This is a genomic window from Pseudarthrobacter polychromogenes (assembly GCF_014644495.1).
In the GTDB taxonomy this organism is placed as follows: Bacteria; Actinomycetota; Actinomycetes; order Actinomycetales; family Micrococcaceae; genus Arthrobacter; species Arthrobacter polychromogenes.
The window spans coordinates 180,171-206,373 of record NZ_BMKU01000001.1 but is presented as its reverse complement, the minus strand read 5'-3'; the positions used below and the strand labels follow the sequence as shown (position 1 = coordinate 206,373).

The 26,203-nt window shown below is 65.8% G+C and carries 23 protein-coding genes, 3 tRNA genes and 1 pseudogene; 10 read left to right on the top strand and 17 right to left on the bottom strand.

Annotated elements, in window-relative coordinates:
* Nucleotides 1–25: 25 nt before the first annotated feature.
* The 5 genes from clpX to IEX43_RS01100 form a co-directional block, all read right to left on the bottom strand.
* Nucleotides 26–1,306 (bottom strand): ATP-dependent Clp protease ATP-binding subunit ClpX, encoded by a 1,281-nt coding sequence (gene clpX / locus IEX43_RS01120; protein WP_188729320.1) that lies wholly within the window; start codon nt 1,304–1,306, stop codon nt 26–28.
* 175 nt (nt 1,307–1,481) lie between these two features.
* Nucleotides 1,482–2,141, bottom strand: coding sequence for an ATP-dependent Clp protease proteolytic subunit (locus IEX43_RS01115; RefSeq protein ID WP_188729318.1), 660 nt, complete (start codon nt 2,139–2,141; stop codon nt 1,482–1,484).
* 38 nt (nt 2,142–2,179) lie between these two features.
* Nucleotides 2,180–2,803: an ATP-dependent Clp protease proteolytic subunit gene (locus IEX43_RS01110; RefSeq protein WP_188730089.1), complete on the bottom strand. Its 624-nt coding sequence runs from the start codon at nt 2,801–2,803 to the stop codon at nt 2,180–2,182.
* A gap of 234 nt (nt 2,804–3,037) precedes the next feature.
* Entirely contained in the window at nt 3,038–4,417 is a 1,380-nt protein-coding gene (gene tig, locus IEX43_RS01105) for a trigger factor (protein ID WP_188808703.1), read from the bottom strand.
* A gap of 81 nt (nt 4,418–4,498) precedes the next feature.
* A tRNA-Pro gene (locus IEX43_RS01100) sits at nt 4,499–4,573 on the bottom strand.
* A 142-nt stretch (nt 4,574–4,715) separates the two neighbouring features.
* Here IEX43_RS01100 and IEX43_RS01095 point away from each other — a divergent pair.
* Nucleotides 4,716–4,789: transfer RNA gene (locus IEX43_RS01095), tRNA-Gly, on the top strand.
* A gap of 171 nt (nt 4,790–4,960) precedes the next feature.
* Here IEX43_RS01095 and IEX43_RS01090 read toward each other — a convergent pair.
* The 3 genes from IEX43_RS01090 to IEX43_RS01080 all read right to left on the bottom strand — a co-directional run bounded on the left by IEX43_RS01090 (nt 4,961) and on the right by IEX43_RS01080 (nt 7,490).
* Nucleotides 4,961–5,896 (bottom strand): Fpg/Nei family DNA glycosylase, encoded by a 936-nt coding sequence (locus tag IEX43_RS01090; RefSeq protein WP_188808702.1) that lies wholly within the window; start codon nt 5,894–5,896, stop codon nt 4,961–4,963.
* A complete protein-coding gene (locus IEX43_RS01085; protein ID WP_188808701.1) occupies nt 5,896–6,390 on the bottom strand; it encodes a ribose-5-phosphate isomerase in 495 nt (164 codons plus the stop codon). The genes IEX43_RS01090 and IEX43_RS01085 overlap by 1 nt, the downstream gene beginning before the upstream one ends.
* 80 nt (nt 6,391–6,470) lie before the next feature.
* Entirely contained in the window at nt 6,471–7,490 is a 1,020-nt protein-coding gene (locus tag IEX43_RS01080; RefSeq protein ID WP_188808700.1) for a hypothetical protein, read from the bottom strand.
* Between the two features lie 167 nt (nt 7,491–7,657).
* On the opposite strand from IEX43_RS01080, the gene pepN reads away from it, so the two are divergent.
* A complete protein-coding gene (gene pepN, locus IEX43_RS01075; protein WP_188808699.1) occupies nt 7,658–10,225 on the top strand; it encodes an aminopeptidase N in 2,568 nt (855 codons plus the stop codon).
* A 9-nt stretch (nt 10,226–10,234) separates the two neighbouring features.
* Entirely contained in the window at nt 10,235–10,708 is a 474-nt protein-coding gene (locus IEX43_RS01070; protein ID WP_188808698.1) for an OsmC family protein, read from the top strand.
* Nucleotides 10,709–10,775: 67 nt separating this feature from the next.
* Here IEX43_RS01070 and IEX43_RS01065 read toward each other — a convergent pair.
* A pseudogene (locus IEX43_RS01065) lies at nt 10,776–11,016 on the bottom strand (epimerase); the annotation flags it as partial.
* A 118-nt stretch (nt 11,017–11,134) separates the two neighbouring features.
* Here IEX43_RS01065 and IEX43_RS01060 point away from each other — a divergent pair.
* Nucleotides 11,135–11,821, top strand: a complete 687-nt coding sequence (locus IEX43_RS01060; protein ID WP_188808697.1) for a mechanosensitive ion channel family protein — start codon at nt 11,135–11,137, stop codon at nt 11,819–11,821.
* Nucleotides 11,822–11,823: 2 nt separating this feature from the next.
* On the top strand, nt 11,824–12,273 hold the full coding sequence (locus IEX43_RS01055; protein ID WP_281359071.1) for a globin: 450 nt from the start codon (nt 11,824–11,826) through the stop codon (nt 12,271–12,273).
* Between the two features lie 22 nt (nt 12,274–12,295).
* Here IEX43_RS01055 and IEX43_RS01050 read toward each other — a convergent pair whose 3' ends face one another.
* Nucleotides 12,296–12,955 carry a hypothetical protein gene (locus IEX43_RS01050; protein WP_188808696.1) on the bottom strand — a complete coding sequence of 220 codons (660 nt, stop codon included), beginning with the start codon at nt 12,953–12,955 and terminating at the stop codon, nt 12,296–12,298.
* A gap of 63 nt (nt 12,956–13,018) precedes the next feature.
* Here IEX43_RS01050 and IEX43_RS01045 point away from each other — a divergent pair, with 63 nt between their 5' ends.
* Complete coding sequence (locus tag IEX43_RS01045; protein WP_188808695.1) at nt 13,019–13,999, top strand: acyl-CoA thioesterase; 981 nt, start codon at nt 13,019–13,021, stop codon at nt 13,997–13,999.
* A 125-nt stretch (nt 14,000–14,124) separates the two neighbouring features.
* Here IEX43_RS01045 and ettA read toward each other — a convergent pair whose 3' ends face one another.
* The 3 genes from ettA to IEX43_RS01030 all read right to left on the bottom strand — a co-directional run bounded on the left by ettA (nt 14,125) and on the right by IEX43_RS01030 (nt 17,212).
* A complete protein-coding gene (ettA, locus tag IEX43_RS01040) occupies nt 14,125–15,807 on the bottom strand; it encodes an energy-dependent translational throttle protein EttA (RefSeq protein WP_188808694.1) in 1,683 nt (560 codons plus the stop codon).
* A gap of 52 nt (nt 15,808–15,859) precedes the next feature.
* On the bottom strand, nt 15,860–16,516 hold the full coding sequence (locus tag IEX43_RS01035; protein ID WP_229666248.1) for a DUF6993 domain-containing protein: 657 nt from the start codon (nt 16,514–16,516) through the stop codon (nt 15,860–15,862).
* 132 nt (nt 16,517–16,648) lie between these two features.
* On the bottom strand, nt 16,649–17,212 hold the full coding sequence (locus IEX43_RS01030; RefSeq protein WP_188808693.1) for a single-stranded DNA-binding protein: 564 nt from the start codon (nt 17,210–17,212) through the stop codon (nt 16,649–16,651).
* 216 nt (nt 17,213–17,428) lie between these two features.
* Here IEX43_RS01030 and IEX43_RS01025 point away from each other — a divergent pair.
* A tRNA-Arg gene (locus tag IEX43_RS01025) sits at nt 17,429–17,504 on the top strand.
* Nucleotides 17,505–17,626: 122 nt separating this feature from the next.
* On the opposite strand, the gene IEX43_RS01020 is transcribed toward IEX43_RS01025, so the two are convergent.
* Nucleotides 17,627–18,853, bottom strand: coding sequence for an ROK family protein (locus IEX43_RS01020; RefSeq protein ID WP_188808692.1), 1,227 nt, complete (start codon nt 18,851–18,853; stop codon nt 17,627–17,629).
* A 132-nt stretch (nt 18,854–18,985) separates the two neighbouring features.
* Between IEX43_RS01020 and xylA the strand changes: the two genes are divergently transcribed.
* Both xylA and xylB read left to right on the top strand, forming a co-directional pair.
* The gene (gene xylA / locus IEX43_RS01015; protein WP_188808691.1) at nt 18,986–20,173 is read left to right on the top strand and encodes a xylose isomerase; all 1,188 of its coding nucleotides are present in this window, start codon (nt 18,986–18,988) and stop codon (nt 20,171–20,173) included.
* Nucleotides 20,174–20,177: 4 nt separating this feature from the next.
* The gene (gene xylB, locus IEX43_RS01010) at nt 20,178–21,596 is read left to right on the top strand and encodes a xylulokinase (protein ID WP_188808690.1); all 1,419 of its coding nucleotides are present in this window, start codon (nt 20,178–20,180) and stop codon (nt 21,594–21,596) included.
* A 119-nt stretch (nt 21,597–21,715) separates the two neighbouring features.
* On the opposite strand, the gene IEX43_RS01005 is transcribed toward xylB, so the two are convergent.
* The 3 genes from IEX43_RS01005 to IEX43_RS00995 are packed head-to-tail and all read right to left on the bottom strand — an operon-like array spanning nt 21,716 to nt 24,944.
* The gene (locus tag IEX43_RS01005) at nt 21,716–22,564 is read right to left on the bottom strand and encodes a sugar phosphate isomerase/epimerase family protein (protein WP_188808689.1); all 849 of its coding nucleotides are present in this window, start codon (nt 22,562–22,564) and stop codon (nt 21,716–21,718) included.
* On the bottom strand, nt 22,561–23,775 hold the full coding sequence (locus IEX43_RS01000) for a dihydrodipicolinate synthase family protein (protein WP_188808688.1): 1,215 nt from the start codon (nt 23,773–23,775) through the stop codon (nt 22,561–22,563). Before IEX43_RS01000 ends, IEX43_RS01005 begins: the two co-directional genes overlap by 4 nt.
* Nucleotides 23,775–24,944, bottom strand: a complete 1,170-nt coding sequence (locus tag IEX43_RS00995) for a Gfo/Idh/MocA family protein (protein ID WP_188808687.1) — start codon at nt 24,942–24,944, stop codon at nt 23,775–23,777. Before IEX43_RS00995 ends, IEX43_RS01000 begins: the two co-directional genes overlap by 1 nt.
* A gap of 169 nt (nt 24,945–25,113) precedes the next feature.
* Here IEX43_RS00995 and IEX43_RS00990 point away from each other — a divergent pair, with 169 nt between their 5' ends.
* On the top strand, nt 25,114–26,202 hold the full coding sequence (locus tag IEX43_RS00990) for a LacI family DNA-binding transcriptional regulator (protein WP_188808686.1): 1,089 nt from the start codon (nt 25,114–25,116) through the stop codon (nt 26,200–26,202).
* Nucleotide 26,203: the final 1 nt, after the last annotated feature.

Here is a 26,203-nt window from a genome sequence, read left to right as displayed (position 1 = left end):
TTCAGGGAGTAGCCGTACGGTCGAATCAGGCAGACTTACGGCGTTTGGTGACGTGCGGAACGATGGTTGGTTCGGCACCCTTCAGGACAACGTCCTCCGTGATGACCACGCTGGCGACGTCTTCGCGGCTTGGGAGATCGAACATCACGGGCAGCAGTACTTCCTCCATGATGGCGCGCAGCCCGCGGGCGCCGGTCCCGCGCTCCAGCGCCTGCTCGGCGATGGCGTCCAGGGCGGTGTCGTCAAACACCAGCTCAACGCCGTCTATCTGGAACATCTTCTGGTACTGCTTCACCAGGGCGTTCTTGGGTGTGGACAGGATCTGGATCAAGGCGTCGCGGTCCAGGTTGGACACGGTGGTGATGACGGGCAGCCGGCCGATGAATTCGGGAATGAGGCCGAATTTCAGCAGGTCTTCCGGCATCACCTCGCCATAGGAGTCCACCTTCTTGCTGGCCTCGTTGAGGGGGGCTCCAAAGCCGATGCCCTTCCGCCCGGACCTGGATCCGATGATCTCCTCGAGGCCCGCGAAGGCGCCGGCAACGATGAACAGCACGTTGGTGGTGTCGATCTGGATGAATTCCTGGTGCGGGTGCTTCCTGCCGCCCTGGGGAGGAACGGAAGCAACGGTCCCCTCAAGGATCTTCAGCAGCGCCTGCTGGACGCCCTCGCCCGAGACGTCCCGGGTGATGGAGGGGTTTTCGCTCTTGCGTGAAATCTTGTCGATCTCATCGATGTAGATAATGCCCTGCTCGGCCTTCTTGACGTCGTAGTCAGCGGCCTGGATGAGCTTGAGGAGGATGTTCTCCACATCCTCGCCCACGTAGCCGGCCTCGGTCAGGGCCGTCGCATCGGCGACGGCGAACGGGACGTTCAGCCGCCGTGCCAGGGTCTGGGCCAGGTAGGTCTTGCCGCACCCTGTAGGCCCGATCAGGAGGATGTTCGACTTGGCGATTTCGACGTCGTCATGATGCCCGCCATCAGCAAGGCTTCCGGACTTGGGTGCGTGGCCGGCCTGGATGCGCTTGTAGTGGTTGTAGACCGCGACGGCGAGGGAACGCTTTGCGGGTTCCTGGCCGATGACGTATTCCTGCAGGAAATCAAAGATCTCGCGGGGCTTGGGGAGTTCGAAGCTCCCCAGATCGGCAACTTCCGCGAGTTCCTCTTCGATGATCTCGTTGCAGAGCTCAATGCATTCATCGCAGATGTAGACACCGGGCCCGGCAATGAGCTTGCGCACCTGCTTCTGGCTCTTTCCGCAGAAAGAGCACTTCAGCAGATCCGTGCTCTCGCCAATCCGAGCCATATGTGAACCCCTTAGTATCTTGCTGCCAGGCAGCCTCGCACCGTTGCTGGAATCTTCACCAGCCTGCATGGACCGGTTGTGACAACATCCACTCTAGGTCACATTAGCTTCCCAGGGTGGAAGGAAAAGGCCGGTGGGGCCAATTGATTGGCCCCACCGGCCCATTACTTTACCGCTACCTGGTGATTGCCTGCGGTTTGATCTTGCGGGAATCCAGGACCTGGTCGATCAGGCCGTACGTCTGGGCTTCCGCGGCCGTGAGGATCTTGTCGCGCTCGATGTCGTTGTTGACCTGCTCCGACGTCCGTCCGGAGTGGTGTGCCAGCGTGTCCTCGAGCCATGAGCGCATGCGCATGACTTCGGCAGCCTGGATTTCGAGGTCCGAGGCCTGGCCGCCCTGGCCGCCGGACAGGGCCGGCTGGTGGATCAGGACCCGGGCATTGGGCAGGGCAAGGCGCTTGCCGGGAGTACCTGCCGCCAGCAGGACCGCCGCGGCGCTTGCAGCCTGGCCCAGGCATACCGTCTGGATCTCCGGCCGGATGTACTGCATGGTGTCGTAGATGGCCGTCATGGCGGTGAAGGAACCGCCCGGGGAGTTGATGTACAGCGTGATGTCGCGGTCCGGGTCGGTGGACTCGAGGACCAGCAGCTGGGCCATGACGTCATCGGCGGAGGCATCATCCACCTGGACACCGAGGAAGATGATGCGGTCCTCGAAGAGCTTGGTGTAAGGGTCCTGGCGCTTGAAACCGTACGGTGTGCGCTCTTCGAACTGGGGCAGGACGTAGCGGCTGGTCGGGAGGTTGCCGGCAGTCGATCCGAAGTTGTAGGTCATTTTTTGGTGCTCCTGATCTAAGTGTTCTAAATGCCGGGTTACTTCTCGGACGCTGACTCGCCGGAGGTTCCGTTGGCAGTTCCGCCGCCACCTGACACCGAACCGGCGTGGGCGGCAATCTTGTCGAAGAAGCCGTACTCAAGCGCTTCGGTGGCCGTGAACCACTTGTCACGGTCGTTGTCCTTGAGGATGGTCTCAACGGTCTGCCCGGTCTGCTCGGCAGTCAGTTCGGCCATGACCTTCTTCATGTGGAGGATGAGCTCGGCCTGGATCTTGATGTCAGAGGCCGTGCCGCCAATGCCGCCCGACGGCTGGTGCATCAGGACGCGGGCGTTCGGGGTGGCATAGCGCTTGCCCTTGGTGCCGGACGAGAGCAGGAACTGCCCCATGGATGCAGCGAGGCCGGTGGCAACCGTCACGACGTCGTTCGGGATGAACTGCATGGTGTCGTAGATGGCCATGCCGGCGGTCACGGAGCCGCCCGGTGAGTTGATGTAAAGGTAGATGTCCTTTTCCGGGTTCTCCGCGGACAGGAGCAGCAGCTGCGAGCAGATGGCATTGGCGTTGTCGTCACGCACCTCTGAGCCGAGCCAGATGATCCGCTCCTTGAGGAGCCGGTTGTAGATGTAGTTGTCCTGGGCTGCAGGATCGACAGTCGCCATCCGGGGGGACTCTGGGTGCTGTGACATGTGTACTAACCTCTCGCTGGTGACGGTGACATCACTGAAAATCACTACTTGGACACTAACCGGTTTCACCGGCGTTTTGTTCGCGCAGCCGCGGCTGTTCGCTGACGGCGCACGATCGGCCGGGCAGGTCCGGCAGCGGCCGGATTTTAACGCGAAGGGCCCCCGGATCGTGTGATCCGGGGGCCCTTAGGCGGCGCGTCCTAAAGCCTAGGCCTTGGCCTCTGCCTTGTCCTCGTCAGCTGCGCTCTCTTCGGTTTCAACTTCAACAGCCTCGGCTGCCGGAGCTTCCTCTTCGCCGCCGGGGCGCACGAAGTCGCTGAGGTCGACAGCCTTGCCCTCGGTGTCAGTGACCTCGGCCTGGCCGAGGACAACAGCCAGCGCCTTGCGGCGGCGGACCTCGGAGACCATCATGGGCACCTGGCCGCTCTGGTCGATGATCTGGGCGAACTGGTTCGGGTCCATGCCGTACTGGCTTGCCGTGGTGACGATGTAGTCGATCAGCTCGTTCTGGCTGACGTTGACTTCTTCCTTCTCGGCAATGGCGTCGAGGATGATTTCGTTCTGGAAGGCACGGGCCGTGTTGGCGCGGACCTCTTCGCGGTGTTCCTCGGTGTCGTGCTCGCCTTCACCGTGTCCGTTGCCCTCCTTGAAGTGGGCTTCGAGCTGCTCCTCGACCACGGAATCCGGAACGGGAACCTCAACGAGCTCAACGAGCTTGTCCAGTACCTTGTCGCGGGCCTCGACGCCCTGCTCAACAACCTTGGAGTCGGCAGCCTGCTTGGCCAGGTCCTCGCGGAGTTCGGCCAGGGTGTCGAACTCGGAAGCGAGCTGGGCGAAGTCGTCGTTTGCCTCGGGGAGTTCGCGCTCCTTGACGGCCTTCACAACAACCTTGACCTGGGCCTCTTCGCCGGCGTGGTCACCGCCCACCAGGGTGGTGTTGAAGATGGCGTCCTCATCGGCGCTGAGGCCGGTGACGGCTTCGTCGAGTCCGTCGAGCATGGTGCCGGCACCAACCTGGTAGGACAGGCCGGCGGCGGAGTCAACCTCTTCGCCGTCGATGGTGGCGGTGATGTCGATGGTGAGGAAGTCACCGTCGGCAGCGGGGCGCTCGACCGACTTGAGCGTGCCGAAGCGGCCGCGCAGTTCGTCGAGGGCCGTGTCCACGTCTGCTTCGGACGATTCGGCGGCTGCAACCTCAACCTTGATGCCTGCGTAGTCCGGGAGTTCGATCTCGGGACGGACGTCAACCTCGGCAGCGAACTTCAGGCCGCCGTCGGTAGCCGACGGGTCCGGAACCTCGGTGATTTCAACCTCGGGACGGCTCAGGGGACGGATGCCGGATTCCTGCACGGCAGCCTGGTACCAGCCGTTGAGGCCTTCGTTGATGGCAGTCTCCAGGACGTAGCCGCGGCCAACGCGCTGGTCGATGAGCTTTGCCGGTACCTTGCCCTTACGGAAGCCAGGGACCTGGATCTGCGAAGCAACGGTCTTGTAGGCCGAGTCGATGCTGGGCTTCAATTCCTCAAAGGGGACCTCAACATTGAGCTTGACCCGCGTGGGGGTGAGGTTCTCGACAGCGCTCTTCACGGTCTAAGTACTCCTGGGTTTGTGGGATGGGTTTCTGCAAACGCAATGTTTTGCCCAGGCCAACAGGTCCGGGCCGCAGAGTCGGGGTGACAGGATTTGAACCTGCGACTTCCTGCTCCCAAAGCAGGCGCTCTAGCCAAGCTGAGCTACACCCCGTAAGTGCACAGGCAAGTCTACGGTCATACGCGGCGAGTTTGCACATTTGACACGTAGGCCATGGATTAGGTTTAGTTGTATCCGGCTTGAACAGCCAGCCCGAAGTCGCAGGCCTGCTAATGTTGCAGATGCAGCTTCTTCCGGGGACGTAGCTTAATGGTAAAGCCTCAGTCTTCCAAACTGATTACGCGGGTTCGATTCCCGTCGTCCCCTCCAGAAATGAAGGCCCCTCAGTTGAGGGGCCTTTTTCATGTCCTAAAAACGACGGCACCGGCAAGCCATCGTGGGGCGCTTTGAGGGCTCAGGTGCCGCAATCTGCGGCGGAAGACGGCGTGTCCGTGCCGAAGTGCCCCAGTCCGGTTCGCCCCTGGACCACCGGCGCCGTGTTCAGGACTGGCAGGACGGGCACCAGTACAGCTTGCGGCCCACCAGTTCTGCGGCCAGCACCGTGGAGCGGCACACCCGGCAGGGCAATCCGTCACGCTTGTACACAAAATGCGCGTTGTCCCGGGCGGGAAAGGTGCCGCTTTTCAGCGCGGCGGCTTCCGCTGCGGGTTTGGGCGACTTGCCGTTTCCCGTCCAGTAGCGGGGCGTCGTGGTGATGATCCTGCCGTCGGCGACGCCGTCGTTCATCACGGAGACGACGTCGCGCCACAGCTTCCGTGCCTCACTGTCCGCAAGGTTGCTGCCCGGCAGCCAGGGGTCGAGCCGCCGGCGGAACAGGACTTCCGCCCGGTACACGTTGCCCACGCCGGCAATGATCTTCTGGTCCATCAGGAGTGCGGCCACGGGTGCCTTGCGGCTGTGGAGGTTCGCGGCGAAACGCCCGGCGTCGCCCCGGCGGTTGACCAGCGGATCCGGCCCCAGCCGGGCCCGCACCATGTCAGTCTCGGCCAGGGTGATGGCTTCGCACGTGGTGGCACCCCGGAGGTCGGCCCAGCCGTTCGAGGCGGCAAGCCTGACCCGCACGGCGCCTACCGGCGCCGGCGGACCGGCGTAGGCGTCGTCGTCGTTTCCGTCCGCGAAGGTCTCCTGCTCCCCCACGCGGCGCGGCGCTCCGATGCTGGACGATCCGGCGAAAGTGCTGTCGCCGCCGAAGCTCCAGGCCCCGTACAGCCCAAGGTGCACGTGCAACACCAGGGCGTTGTCGAAGTGCAGGAACAGGTGCTTGCCGTGCGCTTCGGCCGCGAGGAGCGTGTGCCCGTCCAGCAGTGCGGCACCTGCGCTGAACCTGCCCTGCGGACTGGACACACTGAGCCGCCGGCCGCCGAAGACGTCCCCGAACTGGCGCGCCAGCCTGCGGACGGAATGCCCTTCAGGCACTACTCGATAACCTCGCCGGTTGATTCGTAGGCGGCGATCTTGCCGATGCGGCGCACGTGCCGTTCGTCGTTGCTGAATGGCTCCGCCAGGAAGGCCTCAATGAGCCCGGTGGCTTCCGCCACGGTGTGCTGGCGGCCGCCAACGGCAACAACATTGGCATCGTTGTGCTCGCGCGCCAGGACGGCGGTGGAGTGGTTCCAGGCCAGGGCGGCACGAACGCCTTTGACCTTGTTGGCGGCAATCTGCTCACCGTTGCCCGAGCCGCCCAGCACGATGCCCAGGGCGTGGACGCCTGCCTGCTGGTCCGCAACCACCGCAAGGGCGGCGTTGATGCAGAACGACGGGTAGTCATCCTGTGCGTCGTAGGCCTTGGGACCGTGGTCCACCACCTCGTATCCCTTGGCGGACAGGTGCTGCACCAGGTGGGCGCTGAGCTCCATGCCTGCGTGGTCGGTGGCGATATGGACCCGCGGGAAGGCAGGGGAAGAAGTCACGAGCAGAATCCGTTCGGTTGGGGCGCCGGCAGCCGGCCGGGACGGCGCAGGCCAGGGTCAGGACAACAGGGTCAAGGATACTAGGACTCCGGCTGGGCGGCTGGTGGCTGGCCTCCCCCTCCGCGGCGTGCCCTTGCGGCAACACGGGTCAAGACTTCAGCCAGCCTGGCAGCGGACGCGGTGCTGCCGCCGCTCACCGCGAGGCGCTGGCCGTCAGTTTTGCTGACGACGACGGCAGGGCCGCTGCTGACGAGCATGGCTGAGGTTGCGCCGTGGTGCCGGTAGCCCCACCCGCCATAGTCTGCCGCCTTCACTTCTGCCGCCGTGGCGCCGGAGATGGCTCCCGCCGGCACGTTCATGACCGGCACGATGCCGGCCAGGAGGACCTTCAGGCCCTGCCGGTCGGCTTTGATCCGGGCAAACAGGAAGGCGGCGCCCACCACTGCGAGGAGCACCAAAAGCATCCCAAGCCAGGGCACGGCGACCGTGATCAGCGCGGAGGGAAACAGCGACGCTATGGCGATCATGATGAAGACCGAACTGCGGGCGTGCACCCAGAGGCGGATGCTGTCCCGCGCCAGGTCCGGGTCCGCTTCCCTGGCGAGGGTGAGTTGCAACGCGCGGTCATCGTCGAGCGACCACTGCTGGTCGGCCTTGAAAACGAAGGCGATGATGACGCCCAGCGCCACGGCCGCACCGCTTCCCAGCGCGAGGACCGTCATGTCCACATGGGATTCCCGGGCATCTGCCAGCCCTGCCTGCCCCACCAGGCCGGCAGCGACGACGCTGGTGACAAAAAGGCTGAGGAACAGTCCGGCACCCATCATGATCCGTCGCATGATGGCAGGCCTGTTGAGGCTCACAGCCTGGGAGAGGACCAGCCAGCCCGCCGCCACGATCGCCGCCGCCCCCACCCCCACATAGGTGCCGAAGGGCGCGAAGGCCGCGCCGCCGTCGTCCGTCCACCTGACGGCGAGCGGCTCGGGAAGGTCCGGCCGGATCAGGAAGGCGCACACCACAAAACCGGCGGCAAGGACCACCGGAAACCCTGCGGCGAAGCGCAGCGCCCTGGCGTCCACCGAATCCATAAGCTTGCCCATGATCCAACGCTACTCCGGCTGCAGGCACCTGGCGTCCTGACTCTTTCCCCGTCCGCTGTGAGCCGCGCTACGTTTCCGGCGCTGAAGGAATGCAAGAATGAGCAGTGCCGCCGCTGGGCACCGCCAGCTGCGCAGACGCAATCTTTCTGGAGGTCCCTGTGCCAGGTATGAATCTCACGCGAGTTGAAGCCAATGAACGTGCCAAGCTGATTTCCGTCGAGTCCTACGAGGTCAGCCTGGACCTGACCCGCGGCGCAGACGTCTTCGGCAGCACCACCACCGTGAAGTTCAGCGCCAGGCCCGGGTCCTCCACTTTCATTGACGCCGTCACCTCCGCCGTCCACAGCGTCACCCTGAACGGCAGGAGCTTGGATCCGGCCGCGGTGGCCGACGGCGTGAGGATCCAGCTGCCGGAGCTCGCGGAGCAGAACGAGCTCACTGTCGTGGCCGATGCGCCCTACATGAACACCGGTGAGGGCCTGCACCGCTTCGTGGACCCGGTGGACAACGAGGTCTACCTGTACACCCAGTTCGAGGTTCCGGATTCGCGCCGGATGTTCGCCGTGTTCGAACAGCCCGACCTGAAGGCGGCGTTCACCTTCACGGTCACCGCGCCCTCGCACTGGGACGTCATCTCCAACTCCCCCACGCCCGCACCCCTGGAGACCACGCCCGGGGACGACGGCGGCGCCCGTTCCGTCTGGTCCTTCTCCCCCACGCCGAGGCTGTCCTCCTACGTCACGGCGCTGATCGCCGGCCCCTACCAGTCCGTGCGCAGTGAAGTAGTGAGCTCCGACGGGCGGACCATTCCGCTGGGCGTCTTCGCCCGGAAGTCGCTGATGCAGTACCTGGACGCCGAGAACATCTTCGGCCTCACCCGCCAGGGCTTCGCATTCTTCGAGGCGCAGTTCGGCTGCCCCTACCCGTTCGAGAAGTACGACCAGCTGTTTGTTCCGGAGTTCAACGCCGGCGCCATGGAAAATGCCGGGGCGGTGACCATCCTGGAAGGCTACGTCTTCCGCAGCAAGGTCACGGAAGCCCAGATCGAACGCCGTGCCATCACGGTGCTGCACGAGCTCGCCCACATGTGGTTCGGGGACCTGGTGACTATGCGCTGGTGGAACGACCTGTGGCTCAACGAGTCCTTTGCCGAATACATGTCCCACCTCGCGGCGGTGGAGGCGACGTCCTTCACCAGCGCGTGGACCACCTTCGCCTCCGTGGAGAAGTCCTGGGCCTACCGCCAGGACCAGCTGCCCACCACGCACCCGATCTTTGCCGAGATCAACGACCTGCAGGACGTCGAGGTCAACTTCGACGGCATCACCTACGCCAAGGGCGCCTCCGTCCTCCGCCAGCTGGTGGCGTGGGTTGGCCCGGAACAGTTCATGGCCGGGGTGCGTGAATACTTTGCCAAGCATTCCTGGCAGAACACCGAGCTGAGCGACCTCCTGGTGGAACTGGAGAAGGCTAGCGGCCGCGACCTTGACGCCTGGGGCCGGCAGTGGCTGGAAACCGCCGGGGTGAACACCCTGAAGCCGGAACTTGAAGTGGACGGCGACGGCGTGCTCACGTCCTTCGCGATTGTGCAGTCTGCGGTTGAGGAGTGGCCCACGATCCGGCCGCACCGCCTGGCGGTGGGTTTCTACAACCTCAACGGGTCCGGCAAGCTTGAGCGGGTGCACCGCGAGGAGCTGGATGTCGACGGCGGACGCACCGAGGTGCCCGGGCTGGTGGGGCTTGCCCGGCCGGACCTGGTCCTGGTCAACGATGACGATCTGGCCTACGCCAAGGTCCGGCTGGACGAAAAGTCCCTGGCAACAGCCACGGCCCACCTGAAGGACTTCAGCCAGAGCCTGCCGCGGACGCTGGTCTGGAACTCGGCCTGGGACGCCGCCCGCGACGGCGAGACACCGGCACGGCGGTACGTTGACCTGGTCCTCGCCAATGTGGCGGCGGAGTCTGATTCCTCGGTGATCCTGGTCCAGCTCCGCCAACTGGCCACCACCCTGAATTTCTACGTTGCGGAGAAGCACCGCGAGGCCACCGCGGTGGCAGCCGCGGACCGGCTGTGGGACCTGGCGTCCGGGGTGGCCGGCGGATCCGACGCGCAGCTGCAGTTCGTCAAGTCCTTTGCACTGCTGGCCCGCAGCGGGCCCCAGCTGGACACGGTGGCGGGGCTCCTGGACGGTTCGGCCACCTTGGAGGGGCTGGCCGTGGACCAGGACCTGCGCTGGGAACTGGTGGCCTCCCTGGTGGCCGGCGGACGCCTCGGCCAGGACGGCATTGATGCCGAACTCCAGCGCGACAACACCTCCAGCGGCCAGAATGCAGCGGCCCTTGCCAAAGCTGCCATCCCCACCCCCGAAGCCAAGGCAGCGGCCTGGGACTCCATCGTGGTCAAAGGCGAACTCTCCAACGCGCTCCAGGGTTCGGCGGTCACCGGCTTCATGCGGGTCCTGGACCGCACCCTGCTGGAGCCTTACGCCGAGAAGTACTTCGAGGCGGTGCCGGGCATCGTCGAAACCCGCACCCACGCACTGGCCCAGCAGATCGTCGTCGGACTCTACCCGGCGCTGCTGACCACCCAGGCGACCGTTGACCGCACGGACGGCTTCCTTGCGGCGCTTCCGCCGGCGAGCGCCGCGCTGCGCCGGATGATGCTGGAAAACCGCGACGGCGTTGCCCGGGCACTGCGCGCCCGCGCGGCTGATGTCCTCCCGGGCGAGGCGTAGGACGCCGGGATGGGACTCAGTGAGCACCGGTATGGGCTGACCGTCCAGTGGACGGGCAATTCGGGTGAGGGGACGTCCTCCTACCGGGGCTATTCCCGGGACCACGACATCCTGATTCCCGGGCTGCCGGTCCTGAAGGGGTCAGCGGACCCCACGTTCCACGGGGACAAGGAGCGCTACAACCCGGAGCAGCTGCTCCTGGCGGCCCTGTCCCAGTGCCATATGCTCTCCTACCTGCACGTGGCCGTAAAGCACGGCGTGGTGGTCACGGACTACCGCGACGAGGCGTCGGGGATGCTGAAGCTGAACCGGGACGGCAGCGGCCAGTTTGAGAGTGTAACGCTGCGCCCGACGGTTACGGTGGCGGATCCGGCGCAGGTGGAGCTGGCCGGCCGGCTGCACCATGAGGCGAACCAGGTGTGCTTCATTGCCCGCAGCGTGAACTTCCCGGTGGGGCATGAACCGGTGACGCTAACGGCCTGATGGCCCAACCAGGTAGCGCTAAGTGTCGTTTTCAGGGCTCAAAACGACACATAGCGCTACTCAGTTCTGCGAGGGCCTCGAGCGCCTCAGTGGCAGGGACAGGATCGCGGGCGACGTCGACCACGGCGTCCCACTCCCCCGTCGCGTCGGCGTAGGCGTTCCCGCCCAGTGAACGGTCCGCCCTGAGCCAGGATGCATCCTGGGGCGGAACCGCGCGCCAGGCAAATGACGTCATGCCCGGCCGCCACGGCGCTGCGGACGATTTCTGCGGAGAGGAAGGCCGTTCCGCCGAGGACGAGAATGCGCATGTTGAGAGGCTGCGGCGATAGTGTTGAAGGAGAACAGAGCCGTCCGCGCCGGGCGTAACCGGCAGCACGGCACTCCCTTCCCGGCACAGCCAAACAACAGCAGGAGTACTACCCCCTTATGGTCAGCACGTTGTCCATCCTTCCTTCCGCCGCCAGCGAGCCGGACGGCATCAGCGTCACCGGCATCGTGATCAGCCTCGGCGTCGGCGTTGCCATCTGGCTGGTGGCCACCTTCGTCATCTCCCGCATCACCCGGCGCGTGGCGGCAGGCAGCAACTTCTTCAAAAAACCCACCTTCAAGTGGGCCGCCCCTGCCTTCAGGGCCCTGGACCATGAACGGCGCGTACAGCGTGCGGAAACCATCGGTTCACTGCTCAACAGCATCGTGGGGGTACTGGTGGTGGTCATCACCGGCATGTACGTCCTGCAGAACCTGGACATCAACATCGCACCCCTGCTGACCAGCGTCGGCATCCTGGGTGTGGCCATCGGCTTCGGCGCCCAGCAGCTGATCCGCGACTTCCTGGCAGGTATTTTCATTACCATTGAAGACCAGTTCGGCATCGGCGACGTGATCGAAACCAGCGAGGTGGTGGGCGTGGTGGAATCAATGGGCCTGCGCATAACCCGCGTCCGGTCCGACGACGGCGCAATCTGGTACCTGCGCAACGGCGAGATCCTGCGGGTCGGCAACCGCTCGCAGGGCACCTACGTGCCCCTGCACGAGTCGCCGGACGGCACCACGGACCAGGGCTCAGACCACGGCGCCGAGAACACCAAGACCGAGCAGAAAGCCGGAGAATAGCGATGACGATTCCCATCGAACCGCAGAGGCCGCAGCTGATGCAGAACGATCCGTTCAGCAAGCCCGGCTACACCGACAACTTCTATGATGCCGTGGGCGGGCACGACACCTTCGTGAAGCTGATCGATGTCTTCTACGACGGCGTGGCGACGGATCCCCTGCTGCGGCCGATGTACCCCGAGGAGGACCTTGCACCGGCGAAGCGCCGCTTCCTGATGTTCCTTGAGCAGTACTGGGGCGGGCCCACCACCTACGGCGAGGAACGGGGCCACCCCCGGCTCCGCATGCGGCACATGCCGTTCAAGGTGACACCTGAGGCCAAGGACCGCTGGCTGTTCCACATGCGCAAGGCTGTGGACGCCCTGGAACTTCCGCCGCTGTACGAGGGCACCCTGTGGGACTACATGGAGCGCGCTGCACTGTCCATGGTGAACAGCCCTTCAGCGCCCTGACCGATGGCGCCGTAACCGCCGGTCAGAGGAGTCCGCTTCCGGTCCGCGCCAGGACGTGGCCGCGGGTGCCCGTGAGGCGGAACCAGCGGCCGGCCCGGTAGAGCTTCTGGTCGCCATCGGCAAGGAACCCCAGGGCCAGGGCGGCGAAGGCGGCGCCGGCGGGCAGCCCCGAGGCATCGAGTTCCCGGCCCCACACCGCGGCGCGGGCGTTGTTGACGATCAGGGCACCGGGCCTGTCCGGCACGATTCCGGCCACCTCCGCAATGCCTGCCTCGGCGGCTTCCCTTAATTCGGCATCGGAGCGGGAGCCGATCAGCTCCCACCCGCTCCGCGGGGCGCTCACACCTGTCCAGGACTCGGTGACGGTGGACGGCGGAACGGGAAGTTCGACGTCGTCCTGGCCGGCGCGGGCCAAGCGGTCCAGGACCGCGGACAATGCCACGGTCACATCCGTCGCCGAGGGTTCTGCCAGGGCCATGGTGCGTAGCCCGAGGATCGTGGGAGTCGATTCGCCCAGGAGCCTCGGCCGAAGCACGCACACATACGCGGCAAGGACGGAACCTGCCGCCTGAAGCCGGATGGCGCCGTCGTCAATGGCTTTTGCCCGCGTGGCGAAGGTCTTCAGATCGGCAAGATCCTGGGAGTCGGCAAAACGGAAGGACGAGGTGAGGAGATCAGACACACCAAGAACACTACCGGCTGGGGCTTTGTTGAGCAGTGCCGGGGCGCCGTCTAGAGTCGAACCATGACTGAAGCCGACGCCGGACTGCTGGCGCTCCCCAGCGAAGATCCCACCTCATCGCTCATCTCCCTCCTTGACCTCGGTGAGCTGGAGGGGGCGCGGACGGACGAGGACATCTTCCTGGGACCTTCACAGCAGCAGCCCCACCACCGGGTGTTCGGCGGCCAGGTCCTGGCCCAGTCGCTCGTTGCATCCATCAGGACTGTGGCCCCTGACCGTTTTGTTCACTCGATGCACGGCTACTTCCTTCGGCCGGGCGACGCCAACAAGCCCATCACCTTCGGCGTCCAGCGACTCCGCGACGGCCGGTCCTTTTCGGCACGCCGGGTCCATGCCTACCAGGAAGGCACGCCCATCCTGTCGATGATCGCCTCCTTCCAGGGGGAGGATGAGGGGATTGAGCACCAGTCCACGATGCCCAGCGGCATTCCGGACCCGGAGTCGCTGCCCAGTACCGCTGACCTGCTGGGAAAATTCGACCACCCGGTGGCGCGGCACTGGGCCTATGAGCGTCCTTTCGACATCAGGCACGTGGATCCGCCGCTGTACGTCTCCGCGAAGGGCCAGCGGGAAGCCCGCAATGCGGTCTGGATGAAGACTTTCGGGCCGATGCCGGACAACCCCAACCTGCACCGGGCGGCCCTGGCGTACGCCAGCGACTACACCCTCCTTGAGTCCATCCTGCGCCGCCACGGCCTGAGCTGGATCACCCCCGGAATGAACGTGGCCAGCCTCGACCACGCAATGTGGTGGCACCGCCCCGCCCGCGTGGACGAGTGGCTCCTGTATGTCCAGGAATCACCCAGCGCGCAGGGCGCCCGCGGGCTGGCGACGGGGAAGATCTTCAACCAGGCGGGGCAGCACGTGGCATCCGTTGCGCAGGAGGGTATGGTCCGGGTGCCCACGGACCTGAAGAACAAGGTGGTGGGCGCCTTCCAGTCCAAGGTGATGGAGCACCAGATCCGCAAAGCCGGCCGGGACTGACCGGAAATCCCGCGCCCGGCGTAGAACACGGAACAGGCCGGCACCCAACGTGGGTGCCGGCCTGTTCCGTACTGTCTCTGCCTGCGCTGTTGATGGAGCAGTGCCCCTTGTTATACCGCCGCGGGTCAGTCGCGGGTGAGGCGGCGGTGCGTGACGCGGTGCGGCTTGGCGGCATCCGGGCCGAGGCGCTCCACCTTGTTCTCCTCGTAGGATTCGAAGTTGCCTTCGAACCAGTACCACTTGGAGGGGTTCTCCTCGTCGCCTTCGTAGGCCAGGATGTGCGTGGCCACCCGGTCCAGGAACCAGCGGTCGTGCGAAACCACCACGGCACAGCCGGGGAACTCGAGCAGGGCATTCTCCAGGCTGCTGAGGGTTTCGACGTCGAGGTCGTTGGTGGGCTCATCGAGGAGCAGCAGGTTGCCGCCCTGCTTGAGGGTCAGCGCCAGGTTCAGGCGGTTGCGCTCACCACCGGAGAGCACGCCTGCCTTCTTCTGCTGGTCCGGGCCCTTGAAGCCGAAAGCGGCAACATAGGCGCGGGACGGCATTTCGACCTGGCCCACCTGGATGAAGTCGAGTCCGTCGGAGACGACCTCCCACAGGGACTTGTTGGGGTCGATGCCCCCGCGGCTCTGGTCCGCGTAGGAGATCTTGACCGAGTCGCCGATCTTGAGGTCTCCGCCGTCGAGCGGCTCAAGCCCCACGATGGTCTTGAAGAGCGTGGTCTTGCCGACGCCGTTGGGGCCGATGACGCCCACGATGCCGTTGCGGGGAAGGCTGAAGGACAGTCCGTCGATCAGGGTGCGGTCCTCGAAACCCTTCTGGAGGTTCTTGGCTTCCAGCACCAGGCCGCCCAGGCGGGGTCCCGGCGGGATCTGGATCTCTTCGAAGTCCAGCTTGCGGGTGCGGTCCGCTTCTGCGGCCATCTCCTCATAGCGGGCAAGGCGGGCCTTGGACTTGGTCTGGCGGCCCTTGGCGTTGGAGCGGACCCATTCCAGTTCCTCGCTGAGGCGCTTGGCCTGCTTGGCGTCCTTCTTGCCCTGGATTTCCAGGCGGGCACGCTTCTTCTCCAGGTAGGTGGAGTAGTTGCCCTCGTAGGGGTACAGGTGGCCTCGGTCCACTTCGGCGATCCATTCCGCCACGTGGTCCAGGAAGTACCGGTCGTGGGTGACGGCCAGGACGGCACCCGCGTAAGAGGACAGGTGCTGCTCCAGCCACAGCACGCTCTCTGCGTCGAGGTGGTTGGTGGGCTCGTCCAGCAGCAGCAGGTCAGGCTTCTGCAGCAGCAGTTTGCAGAGGGCAACACGGCGGCGCTCACCACCGGAGAGGTTGGTGACGTCGGCATCCGCCGGCGGGCAGCGGAGGGCATCCATGGCCTGCTCCAGCTGGGAGTCCAGGTCCCAGGCCTCCGCGGCGTCGATGGCTTCCTGCAGCTGTCCCATTTCCTCGAGGAGGGTGTCATAGTCAGCGTCGGGGCTGGCCATTTCCTCGGAGATTTCGTTGAAGCGCTGGATCTTACCGTAGATCTCGCCCACGCCTTCCTGGACGTTGCCCAGGACGGTTTTTTCTTCGTTGAGCGGGGGCTCCTGCAGCAGGATGCCCACGGTGTAGCCGGGGCTCAGCCGGGCCTCACCGTTGGAGGGGGTGTCCAGTCCAGCCATGATCTTGAGGATGGTGGACTTACCGGCACCGTTCGGGCCCACGACGCCGATCTTGGCGCCAGGGAAGAAGGACATGCTTACGTCGTCAAGAATAAGTTTTTCGCCAACGGCTTTGCGGGCCTTGGTCATTGTGTAGATAAATTCCGCCATGGTTCCAAATCTAGTGGGTTGGCAGGCATATCTCACATTCCGCGCGACAGGCTCAGGTGCCTACAAAGCACTTGCCGCTGGCCAGGACAGGCAGGACGGTCACTGCCACGGCACCGTCGCGGACCTGGCCGATCACGCAGTCGCGCCCTTGGAGCACTGCCGCCTCGATGGCATCTGCTTCCAGGCCTGTAGGTGTCCGGCTCTGCGACACTTCAAGGGCCCCCGGCGCAATGCCCGCTCCCGTCAGTGCATCGCTCACCTGGGCAGTGGCGGGTTTGGGTGTTCCCGCCGCAAGTCTGCCGAGCGCGTCAGTGACGGTCTGCCGGACAGTTTCCGTGGCAGCGGCTTCAGCGGAGGCGTTCGAGGCGGCCCCGGAGGTATCCGCCAGGGGTCCGGCGTCCTGCGTCCCGGGAGTGCCGGCGCCTGTCTGATCTGCGGCCGCTGAGCCGGCAGCCTGTGACGGTGCCATTCCTGGCTCTGCTACTCCTGGCTCCGTAACTCCAGGCGCTGCTGAACCGGGTTCGTTGACAGACGGCGTCCCGCCGACGCAGCCTGCGAGGGATCCCGCCAGAGCGGCGACGGACAGAGCAGCCAGCAGGCGGCGTATGGGGCGCTGCGGTGACAACCGGGCAGGTTTCCTTGAGCCGGCGCGGGCAACCTGCGGGTTTCCCGCCATGACAATCTGCCGGGAGTCGAGGGTAAGCCGCATGCAGTCATTCTGCCACGGGCTGGTGAATCTCCGCCGCAACCCAGACGGGAAAGACCTCGACGGGCAGGACACGGCCGGGGGTGCCGTGGCCTGCCCGCAAAGGCAGCCATGGAAACGACAGCAACAGCTTTCCTACACTCCGGATCCGGCGAGTTCCCCCGTTTCCAGGTCCAAGGGGACCATTTCGCCATTTGTGTCCTCGATGAAGGCAACAGCCGGATCCGCGCCGCCGTCCGGGTCTTCGTCGCTGTCTTCAGGTTCTTCGAACGGTCCGTCTGCGGCACGGTGTTCGCCCTCGGCGAGGGGAGGCTCCTGGTCCACGAGCGAAAGGATCGGCTTTGCAGAGGAACGGATGAAGTTGGCCGTGCCCCACGTGAGGTCGTGGCCCACAGCGTCGGCATCAATGGTGTGCGAGTAGTACACCCGCCCGTCCCTTTCCCAACTGCGGATCTTCAGCTTGCCGACGACTATGACGGGCTGCCCCTTCCTGATGCTGCAGCCGATGCTTCCCGCCAGGTGGCGATAGCCCTGGACCAGGAACCAGTTTGTGTGCCCATCCGACCAGGTGCCTGTTTCCCTGTCACGCCGCCGCGAGGTGGACCCAATCCGGAAAGAAGCGGTGGCCACTCCCCCTGGTGTTGTGGAGCTCTTGATCTCGGTGGCAACGAAGCCCCGGATCGTTATGGTGTCGCTCATCTCTACGTCCTGTCTTCAATGGTGGTGCCTTTACCCGGCAGAACCAGCATCGCCGTCGCCCTCCTCGGGATCGAGGGCGTGGCGTGCCTATGTGGACAACCGGGCCCAGTACCTGCCCGTGGAGGAAAAGTGGGTGGGCGGGGCGCTGGTGACGGTGCCGGCGCTCCGGGCAATGTAAACTTTTTGAGGCGCCGGAGATCAGCTCCGGAAGGCAATGCCTCAGTAGCTCAGGGGATAGAGCAGCGGCCTTCTAATCCGCCGGTCGGGGGTTCGATTCCCTCCTGGGGCACCAACCAGAAACACCCCGGTTCACGGAACCGGGGTGTTTCTCTTTGTCACCACTGCCCCATCACTTCTGCTCCCCGGAGCATCGGCGGCAAAGCAGCGCCAAGCGTAAGGTCAGCGGGGTGCGCTTCAGGCCTGCAGCCGATGCGGTGCCTCCACCAGCGCCCGGACCACGCTGCCCGCCGCCCCCAGCAGTGCCCCGGCATCCCCCACCGTGGATGTCATGACGTGTTCGGGGGAAAGCGCACCGGGCGCGTACTTCGCCAGGCTTTCCAGGAGCGGGCCGTGCAGCCACTGGTCAAGGACGGCGAAGTGCCCTCCGAGCACCACGGCGCGGACATTGGCCACCCGGGACGCCGATGCCACGGCAACCCCCAGCGCCCTCCCCGCCTGCTGCACGGCCGTCAGCGCGGCGGGACTGCCGGCGGCCAGGGCGCCCAGCAGGTCCGCCATGCTTTCGGTCCTGGTCCGGCCCTTGACGGTGATTCCGGCAGCAGAAAAAATCGCGTCCTGGCCCGCGACAGTCTCCAGGCAGCCCGTCCCGCCGCAGGAACAGGGTGCGCCTTCGGGGTCCACCACGATGTGCCCCACCTCCCCGGCATTGCCTTCAGGGCCAGTGAAAAGCTCCGAATTCAGGACCAGCCCGCCGCCAACGCCCACTTCGCCCGAGATGTACAGGAAATCCCGCCCGTGCGGGCTGTGGGCCAGCTCTGCGAGGGCGGCGGCATTGGCCTCGTTGAAGAGGGAAACCCCCAGTGGCACGCTGGGAAGCAACCGGGCCACATCCAGCTTCGTGTCCACCCAGCCCAGGTTGGGGGCCACGGTGACAGTCGAACTGCCGGGCTCAACAAGGCCGGGAACGGCAAGTCCTCCCCCCAGGACGTCGACACCCAGGGCAGACGCCGCCAGCCGCACCCCCGAGGCCAGCTCGGCGAGGGCCGACATCACGGCGCCGCTTGCACTGTCCCGGTTGTCCCTTTCCCGGACCTCTTTCACCACGAGCTCCCCGGAGAGGCTCGTCACGCCCGCGGCAATGTAATCAACGTTGATCTCCATACCCATGACGCCCCGTGACGGATTCAGCTCCAGCCCCACCCCCGGCCGGCCCCGCTCCCCCTGCCTGCTCAGGCCGACTTCGCGGAGGATGCCGGCGTCCAGGAGATCCAGGACGATGCTCGAAACGGATGCTTTTGTCAGCCCTGTGGCCGCAGCCAGCTGGGCCCGGGTCAGGTGGAATCCGGCGGGTGACTGCACCACCCTGCCAAGGACCAGGGCGAGGTTGTTCCGCCGCACGTCCGCCATGTTGCCCGGCGCCCCGGCATCGGACGGTGCAGTAGCAGGTGCGGTGCTCGCCATGGCCGCTCTCCTTGGGTTCGATCCGGGACCGTTTCCTTCGGCCCCTATTGACCCTAGCGTAGTCACGCTTATATAGTTCAAGCGATAAACTAACTTGCCCAACCGGCGGCAAACTGACTGCAAGGATGCATCATGACTCTCTCCCCGACTCCCGCTGACAAGTTCACCTTTGGCCTCTGGACCGTTGGCTGGACCGGTGCCGATCCGTTCGGTGTTGCCACCCGCGCGGACCTGGATCCCGTGGAGGCCGTGCACCGGCTGGCGGAACTCGGCGCCTACGGCATCACCTTCCACGACAATGACCTGGTGCCCTTCGATGCCACGGTTTCGGAGCGGGAACTGATCCTGAAGAACTTCAAGGCAGCCCTGGCCGAGACCGGCCTGAAGGTCCCGATGGTGACCACCAACCTTTTCAGCCACCCGGTGTTCAAGGACGGCGGCTTCACCTCCAACGACCGCTCCATCCGCCGCTTTGCCCTGTCCAAGGTGCTGCGCAACATCGACTCCGCTGCCGAGTTCGGCGCCGAAACCTTCGTGATGTGGGGCGGGCGTGAGGGCAGCGAATACGACGGGTCCAAGGATCTTTCGGCAGCCCTGGACCGGATGAAGGAAGGCGTGGACACCGCCGCCGCCTACATCAAGGACAAGGGCTACAAACTGCGCATCGCCCTCGAACCCAAGCCCAACGAACCCCGCGGCGATATCTTCCTCCCCACCGTCGGGCATGGCCTGGCGTTCATCGCACAGCTCGAACACGGCGACATCGTGGGCCTGAACCCCGAAACCGGGCACGAGCAGATGGCCGGACTGAACTTCACGCACGGCATCGCCCAGGCACTGTGGGCCGGCAAGCTCTTCCATATCGACCTCAACGGCCAGCGCGGCATCAAGTACGACCAGGACCTCGTGTTCGGCCACGGCGACCTCACCAGCGCCTTCTTCACCGTTGACCTGCTCGAGAACGGCTTCCCCGGCGGCGGACCCCGCTACGACGGCCCCCGCCATTTCGACTACAAGCCCTCCCGCACCGACGGCTACGACGGCGTCTGGGAATCCGCGAAGTCCAACATGTCCATGTACCTCCTGCTCAAGGAACGCGCCCTCGCCTTCCGCGCCGACCCGCAGGTCCAGGAAGCCCTCACCGCCTCCGGCGTCTTCGAGCTCGGCGAGCCCACCCTCGCCGCCGGCGAAACCACCGCCGACCTGCTCGCCGACGCCACCGCCTTCGAAGACTTCAACGCCGACAAAGCCGCCGAACGCTCCTTCGCATTCGTCCGCCTCAACCAGCTCGCCATCGAACACCTCCTCAACGCACGCTAAAGATATGGCACTCGTAGCAGGCATCGACAGCTCCACCCAGTCCTGCAAAGTGGTGATCCGTGATGCGGACACCGGAGCACTGGTCCGCCAGGGCCGGGCCAGCCACCCTGAGGGCTCCGAAGTCCACCCCGACCATTGGTGGGCTGCCCTTCAGGAGGCAGTGGCAGCGGCCGGTGGGCTGGAGGACGTGGCTGCAGTGTCCGTTGGGGGCCAGCAGCACGGCATGGTCTGCCTGGACAGCGAAGGTGAAGTGGTCAGGCCTGCGCTGCTGTGGAACGACACGCGGAGCGCCGGTGCGGCGAAGGAACTGATTGCCACCGCGGGCGACGGCGACGCTGCCGCCGGCGCCCGCTACTGGGCCAGCGCCACGGGCACCGTCCCGGTAGCGTCGCTGACGCTGACCAAGCTGCACTGGCTGGCTGCAAACGAGCCGGACAATGCGGCGAAGACAGCGGCCGTGTGCCTGCCGCACGACTGGCTGACCTGGCGGCTTCTGGGCCACGGCCCCGGCAGCGGCCCCGGAAACCTTGACGCCCTGGCAACGGACCGTTCGGACGCATCCGGGACGGGTTATTACTCGACCGCGGCGGGCGCGTACCTTCCGGAGGTCCTGAAGTCGTCGCTGGGGCATGTTCCGCACCTTCCCGACGTCCTGGGTCCCCTGGACGTGGCGGGCAAGGCTTCCTCAGGCGTCCTCGTGGCCGCGGGTGCCGGGGATAACGCGGCAGCGGCACTGGGTGTGGGCGCCGGCGTGGGCGATGTAGTGATGTCGCTGGGCACTTCCGGCACGGTCTTTGCCGTGTCCGGCACTCCTGCTGCTGATCCGTCCGGGCTGGTGGCTGGCTTCGCCGACGCCGCAGGGCACTACCTCCCCTTGGTGTGCACGCTGAACGCCAGCCGTGTTTTTGATGCCACGGCTGCACTACTGGACGTGAGCATTGGGGAGTTCAACGAGCTGGCGCTGTCAGCCGAAAGCGGCGCCGGCGGCCTGACCCTTGTGCCTTATTTCGACGGCGAGCGCACCCCCAACCTGCCGGATGCCACCGGCTCGCTGCACGGCATTACCCGCGCGAACTACACGCCTGCCAACCTGGCGCGTGCCGCCGTCGAAGGCGTTGTGTGTTCCCTGGCGGACGGGTTGGCAGCCCTCCAGGACCAGGGGGTGGAGGCCCGGCGGGTCATACTGGTGGGCGGCGGCGCCCAGTCCACGGCCGTTCAGCAGGCGGCGGCACAGCTGCTGGGAGTCGGCATCAGCGTACCGCGCCTCGGCGAATATGTGGCCGACGGCGCCGCCCGCCAGGCCGCCGGGGCACTCACCGGACACTTCCCGCAGTGGGCGCTTGACGCCGTCGACCTCCCCGCAGGCAAGGACGACGGCGGTGTGCTGGCCCGCTACCGCCGGTTCGCCTCGATGCACGCCTAGCACCCGGCGCATGGAAAAGACCCGGACCGCGCACGCGGTCCGGGTCTTTTTGGTGGGGCGCAGGCTCCTGCCGTGACGTTAGCAGGAGCCCGCGGTCTGGACAGGAGATCCAGAGCGTGTCAGGCGTACGGGAGGACAAGCTCCGCGTAGCGGTCCTTCACTGTGGACAGGACTGTGTTGCCGTCCGTGTCCCAGATCTCCTGACTAAAGATTTCCACTTCGATGTCACCGGTGTACCCGGCGTCGCGCACCCAGGTGCCTATGGTGGCGAAGTCCACCACGCCGTCGCCCATGTATCCGCGGGACAGCAGCGGATCGGCAGCGATGGGCATGTTGAAGTCGCACACCTGGTAGGAAGCGATGCGGTCCTCCCGGCCGGCGCGTGCAATCTGCGCCTTGAGTTCGGGATCCCACCAGACATGGAAAGTGTCGACGGCGACGCCCACCGTGGAGGCGTCGAACGGTGCCGCAAGGTCCAGCGCCTGTCCCAGGGTGGAGATCAGGGCACGGTCCGCGGCGTACATCGGGTGCAGCGGCTCCAGGACCAGGCGGACCCCGTTCTCCTCTGCGAAGGGGACCAGGTCTGCCAGGCGGTCCGCGACCCGACGGCGTGCAGCCACCACGTCCTTCTCCCCCGGAGCCAGCCCGCCGACCACCAGGAACAGCTCCCGGGTGTCCAGCGCGACGGCTTCCAGGATGGCCGCCCGGTTGTCCGCGAGTGCCGCGGCCTGCCCCTCCGCGTCCGGCGCGGTGAGGAATCCGCCCCGGCACAGGGAGGAAACGCGAAGGCCGGCGTCCTTGATCAGGCGGGCCGCCTTGTCCAGGCCGGCTTCCTCCACGCGGTCGCGCCAGGGACCGATGGCGGGGATCCCGGCGTTGACGCAGCCGTCTACCACCTGGGCGAGGGTCCACTTCTTGGTGGTGGCGCTGTTGATGGAGAGGCGCGCGAAATCTGAAGTGCTGGTCACACGCCCACCCCGTTGATCCGCAGGTAGTCGGATATCCGGAACGCAGCCAGTGCGGGGTCCCTCAGCAGGCCGGCCCGGTCCGCCAGTTCGAAGGTCCGGGCAAGGTGGCACACGGACCGGCCGGAGTGCAGGCCGCCCACCATCTGGAAGCCGGGCTGCCTGCCGTTGAGCCAGGACATAAACGCGATACCGGTCTTGTAGTAGAACGTGGGGGCACTGAAGATGTGCTTGCCCAGTTCCCGCGTGGAGTCCAGGATTTCGCGTGCCTTGGCGGCGTTGCCGGCGTCGTAGTTCTGCAGTGCAACCGAGGCGGCCGGGTAGATGGCTGCGAAGATGCCCAGGAGGGCGTCCGAGTGGTGGGTGCCGTCGCCGTCGATCAGTTCGGGGTAGTTGAAGTCGTCGCCGGTGTAGAGGCGGACGCCGTCGGGGAGGGCCGCGCGGAGGGCAACCTCATGGCCGGCATCCAGCAGGGAGACCTTGACGCCGTCCACCTTGTCCGCATGGTCCTTGATGAGGCCCAGGAATGTCCCGGTGGCGGTTGCGACATCGTCCGAACCCCAGTAGCCGGCCAGGGCGGGATCAAACATGGTGCCAAGCCAGTGGAGGATCACCGGCTGGTCCACTTCCTGCAGCAGGGTGGAGTAGACCTTCAGGTAGTCGTCAGGGCCGTTGGCAACCTTGGCCAGGGCACGCGAGGCCATCAGGATGACCTTGGGGCCGGCTTCGGTGATCACGGCGATCTGTTCGCGGTAGGCCTCAAGCACGGCCTTGATGCCGGCTTCGCCGGCCGGCAGGGAGTCGATGTCCAGCTGGTCCGTGCCGGCGCCGCAGGAGACCAGGTCCCGGACCGACTTCCCGGCTGTCGCCGCGTTTCCGGCTGAGACCACCGAGGCTGCCTCGACGCCTGTCCGCTTGATGAGCTGCTGGGTGGCTGCCCAGTCAAGGCCCATGCCCCGCTGGGCGGTGTCCATGGCATCTGCCACGCCGAGCCCGTAGGACCACAGCTCATGGCGGTAGGCCATGGTTGCGTCCCAGTCGAGCCGGGCTGGGGCGCCGGGGGTGTTGTCAGCGAGGACTTCCGGGATGACGTGCGCGGCAGCGTAGGCACGCCGGGCAGTCAGCGGGGCGGTGGGGCGGGCCCAGGAGGTGCCGCCCTGCAGCCGGTATTCGCGGGTGCCGCCGTCGTGGGAGGGAAGGATGAGCGAGGTCATTAGAGGGTGATCTCCGGGATGTCGAGGGTGCGGCGTTCATCGTTGGACTTCAGGCCGAGCTCGGCAAGCTGGACGCCGCGGGCGGCGGAAAGCAGCCCGAAGCGGTGCTCGCGGCCGGCGACGACGTCGCGGAGGAATTCTTCCCACTGCAGCTTGAAGCCGTTGTCCAGCTCGGCATTGGCCGGGACTTCCTGCCACTGGTCGCGGAAGGACTCGGTGACGGGCAGGTCCGGGTTCCAGACCGGCTTGGGGGTGTGGGCGCGCTGCTGGGCGACGCACTTGTTCAGGCCTGCGACGGCGGAGCCGTGGGTACCGTCAACCTGGAACTCCACCAGTTCATCGCGGTAGACGCGCACTGCCCAGGACGAGTTGATCTGGCCGATGACTTCGTCGCCGCCCGGGGTCTCGAGCTCGAAGATGCCGTAGGAGGCGTCATCCGCCGTGGCCTTGTATTCCTTGCCTGCCTCGTCCCAGCGCGCCGGGATGTGGGTGGCGGTCTTGGCGTTGACGCTCTTGACCTTGCCGATGATGCCCTCAAGGACGTAATTCCAGTGGCAGAACATGTCAGTGGTCATTCCACCGCCGTCTTCCTTGCGGTAGTTCCAGGAGGGGCGCTGCGCGGCCTGGATGTCGCCTTCGAAGACCCAGTAGCCGAACTCCCCGCGGATGGAAAGGATGCGGCCGAAGAAGCCTTCGTCCACCAGGCGGCGCAGCTTGACCAGGCCGGGCAGGTACAGCTTGTCGTGCACGACGCCGGCCGTGACACCGGCTTCCTTGCCGATGCGGGCAAGTTCGATGGCCTCTTCAAGGGTTTCCGCCGTGGGCTTCTCGGTGAAGATGTGCTTTCCGGCGAGCATTGCCTTCTTCAGGGTGGCTGCGCGGAGGCTGGTCATGGAGGCGTCGAAGATGACATCCACGGTGGGATCGTTGATGACCGATTCCAGGTCCGTGGTCCATTCAGCGACCTTATGCTTTTCGGCGAGTTCGCGGATCTTGGCTTCGTTCCGGCCCACGAGGATGGGTTCAACCTGGACGCGGGTGCCGTCTTCCAGGGTGAATCCGCCTGCATCGCGGATGGGAAGGATGGACCGCAGCAGGTGCTGGCGGTAGCCCATCCGTCCGGTGATGCCGTTCATGGCGATGCGGATGGTTTTTGTTTCGAAGCCCATGTGTCCTCCACGGTGAGTGAGCAGTTGTACTCAAGCTGGTCTGGGAAAGCGCATTCCCACTACGACAATGATGCACGAGGGGGTAACAGTTGGCAAGCGCTTTCCGGAAGAACTTCAAACTGCCATAATGTTGTGACCCCTTATTGGCCCCCGTTATCCAGGAGATCCTGTGGCTGCAAGTACCCTTACCGAGGTGGCCCGGCTGGCCGGGGTCTCCCCCGCCACCGCGTCCCGGGTGTTGAACGGCTCGGCACGCAAGCCGGGCAAGGACATCGCGGACCGGGTGCGCCAGGCGGCCGAATCCCTGGGGTACATTCCCAATGCCCAGGCCCAGGGGCTCGCGAAATCCAGCTCGGGCCTCATCGGCCTGATCGTCCACGACATCGCCGACCCCTATTTCGCAGCCATAGCCAGGGGCGTCCAGGCTGCCGCCCGGGAGCAGCGCAAGATGGTGCTCCTGGCCACCACCGGCGGGGCCCCCGGCGAGGAGCGCGAAGCCGTTGCAGCCTTCGCTGCCCGGCGTGCCGACTCGATCGTCATTGCGGGATCCCGCTCGTGCCGGACAGAGGACCAGGACGACAACACTGAACTCGCGGCGGAGCTTGACCGGTACTGCCGCAACGGCGGCAGGGTAGCCGTCGTGGGCCACGCTGTGGTCGGTGCCACCGCCGCCGAGGGCTATCACGTAGTGGCTGTGCCCAACCAGGAGCTCGCGGGGGCCCTGGCAGGTGAACTCGCTGCCGGCCGGGACGGAGATTTCGTCATTATCGGCGGCCCGGAAGGCCTCCTCACGTCCGACGACCGGATCCGTGGCTTCCAGGAAGGCCTGGCCCGGGCAGGCCGCGCACCCGCCGAGATCCTGCGCACGGCCTTCAACCGCGCGGGCGGCTATGAAGCCGGCCTCCAGCTGGCGGCCAGGATCAAGGCCGGCGCGTCCGGGGGCGGGGAAGCCGCGGCCCCCAAGCTGTGCATCTTCGCCGTTAATGACGTCATGGCCATCGGCGCCTCGGCGGCACTGCGCGCTGAAGGGCTTCGGATACCCAGGGACGCCACCATCGCCGGCTTCGACGACATCGAAACTCTGCGGGACTTCCGCCCGGCACTCTCCACCGTGCGGCTGCCGCTGGAGGAAATCGGCCGGCTTGCAACCCGGGCTACGGCCCGCCTTTCCGGCGGCAACGATGCAGACGAGGACGAAGAACAGCCGACCGTCACAGGTGAAGTTACGCTTCGGCGCAGCACCGAGGCGGTGGCCTAGG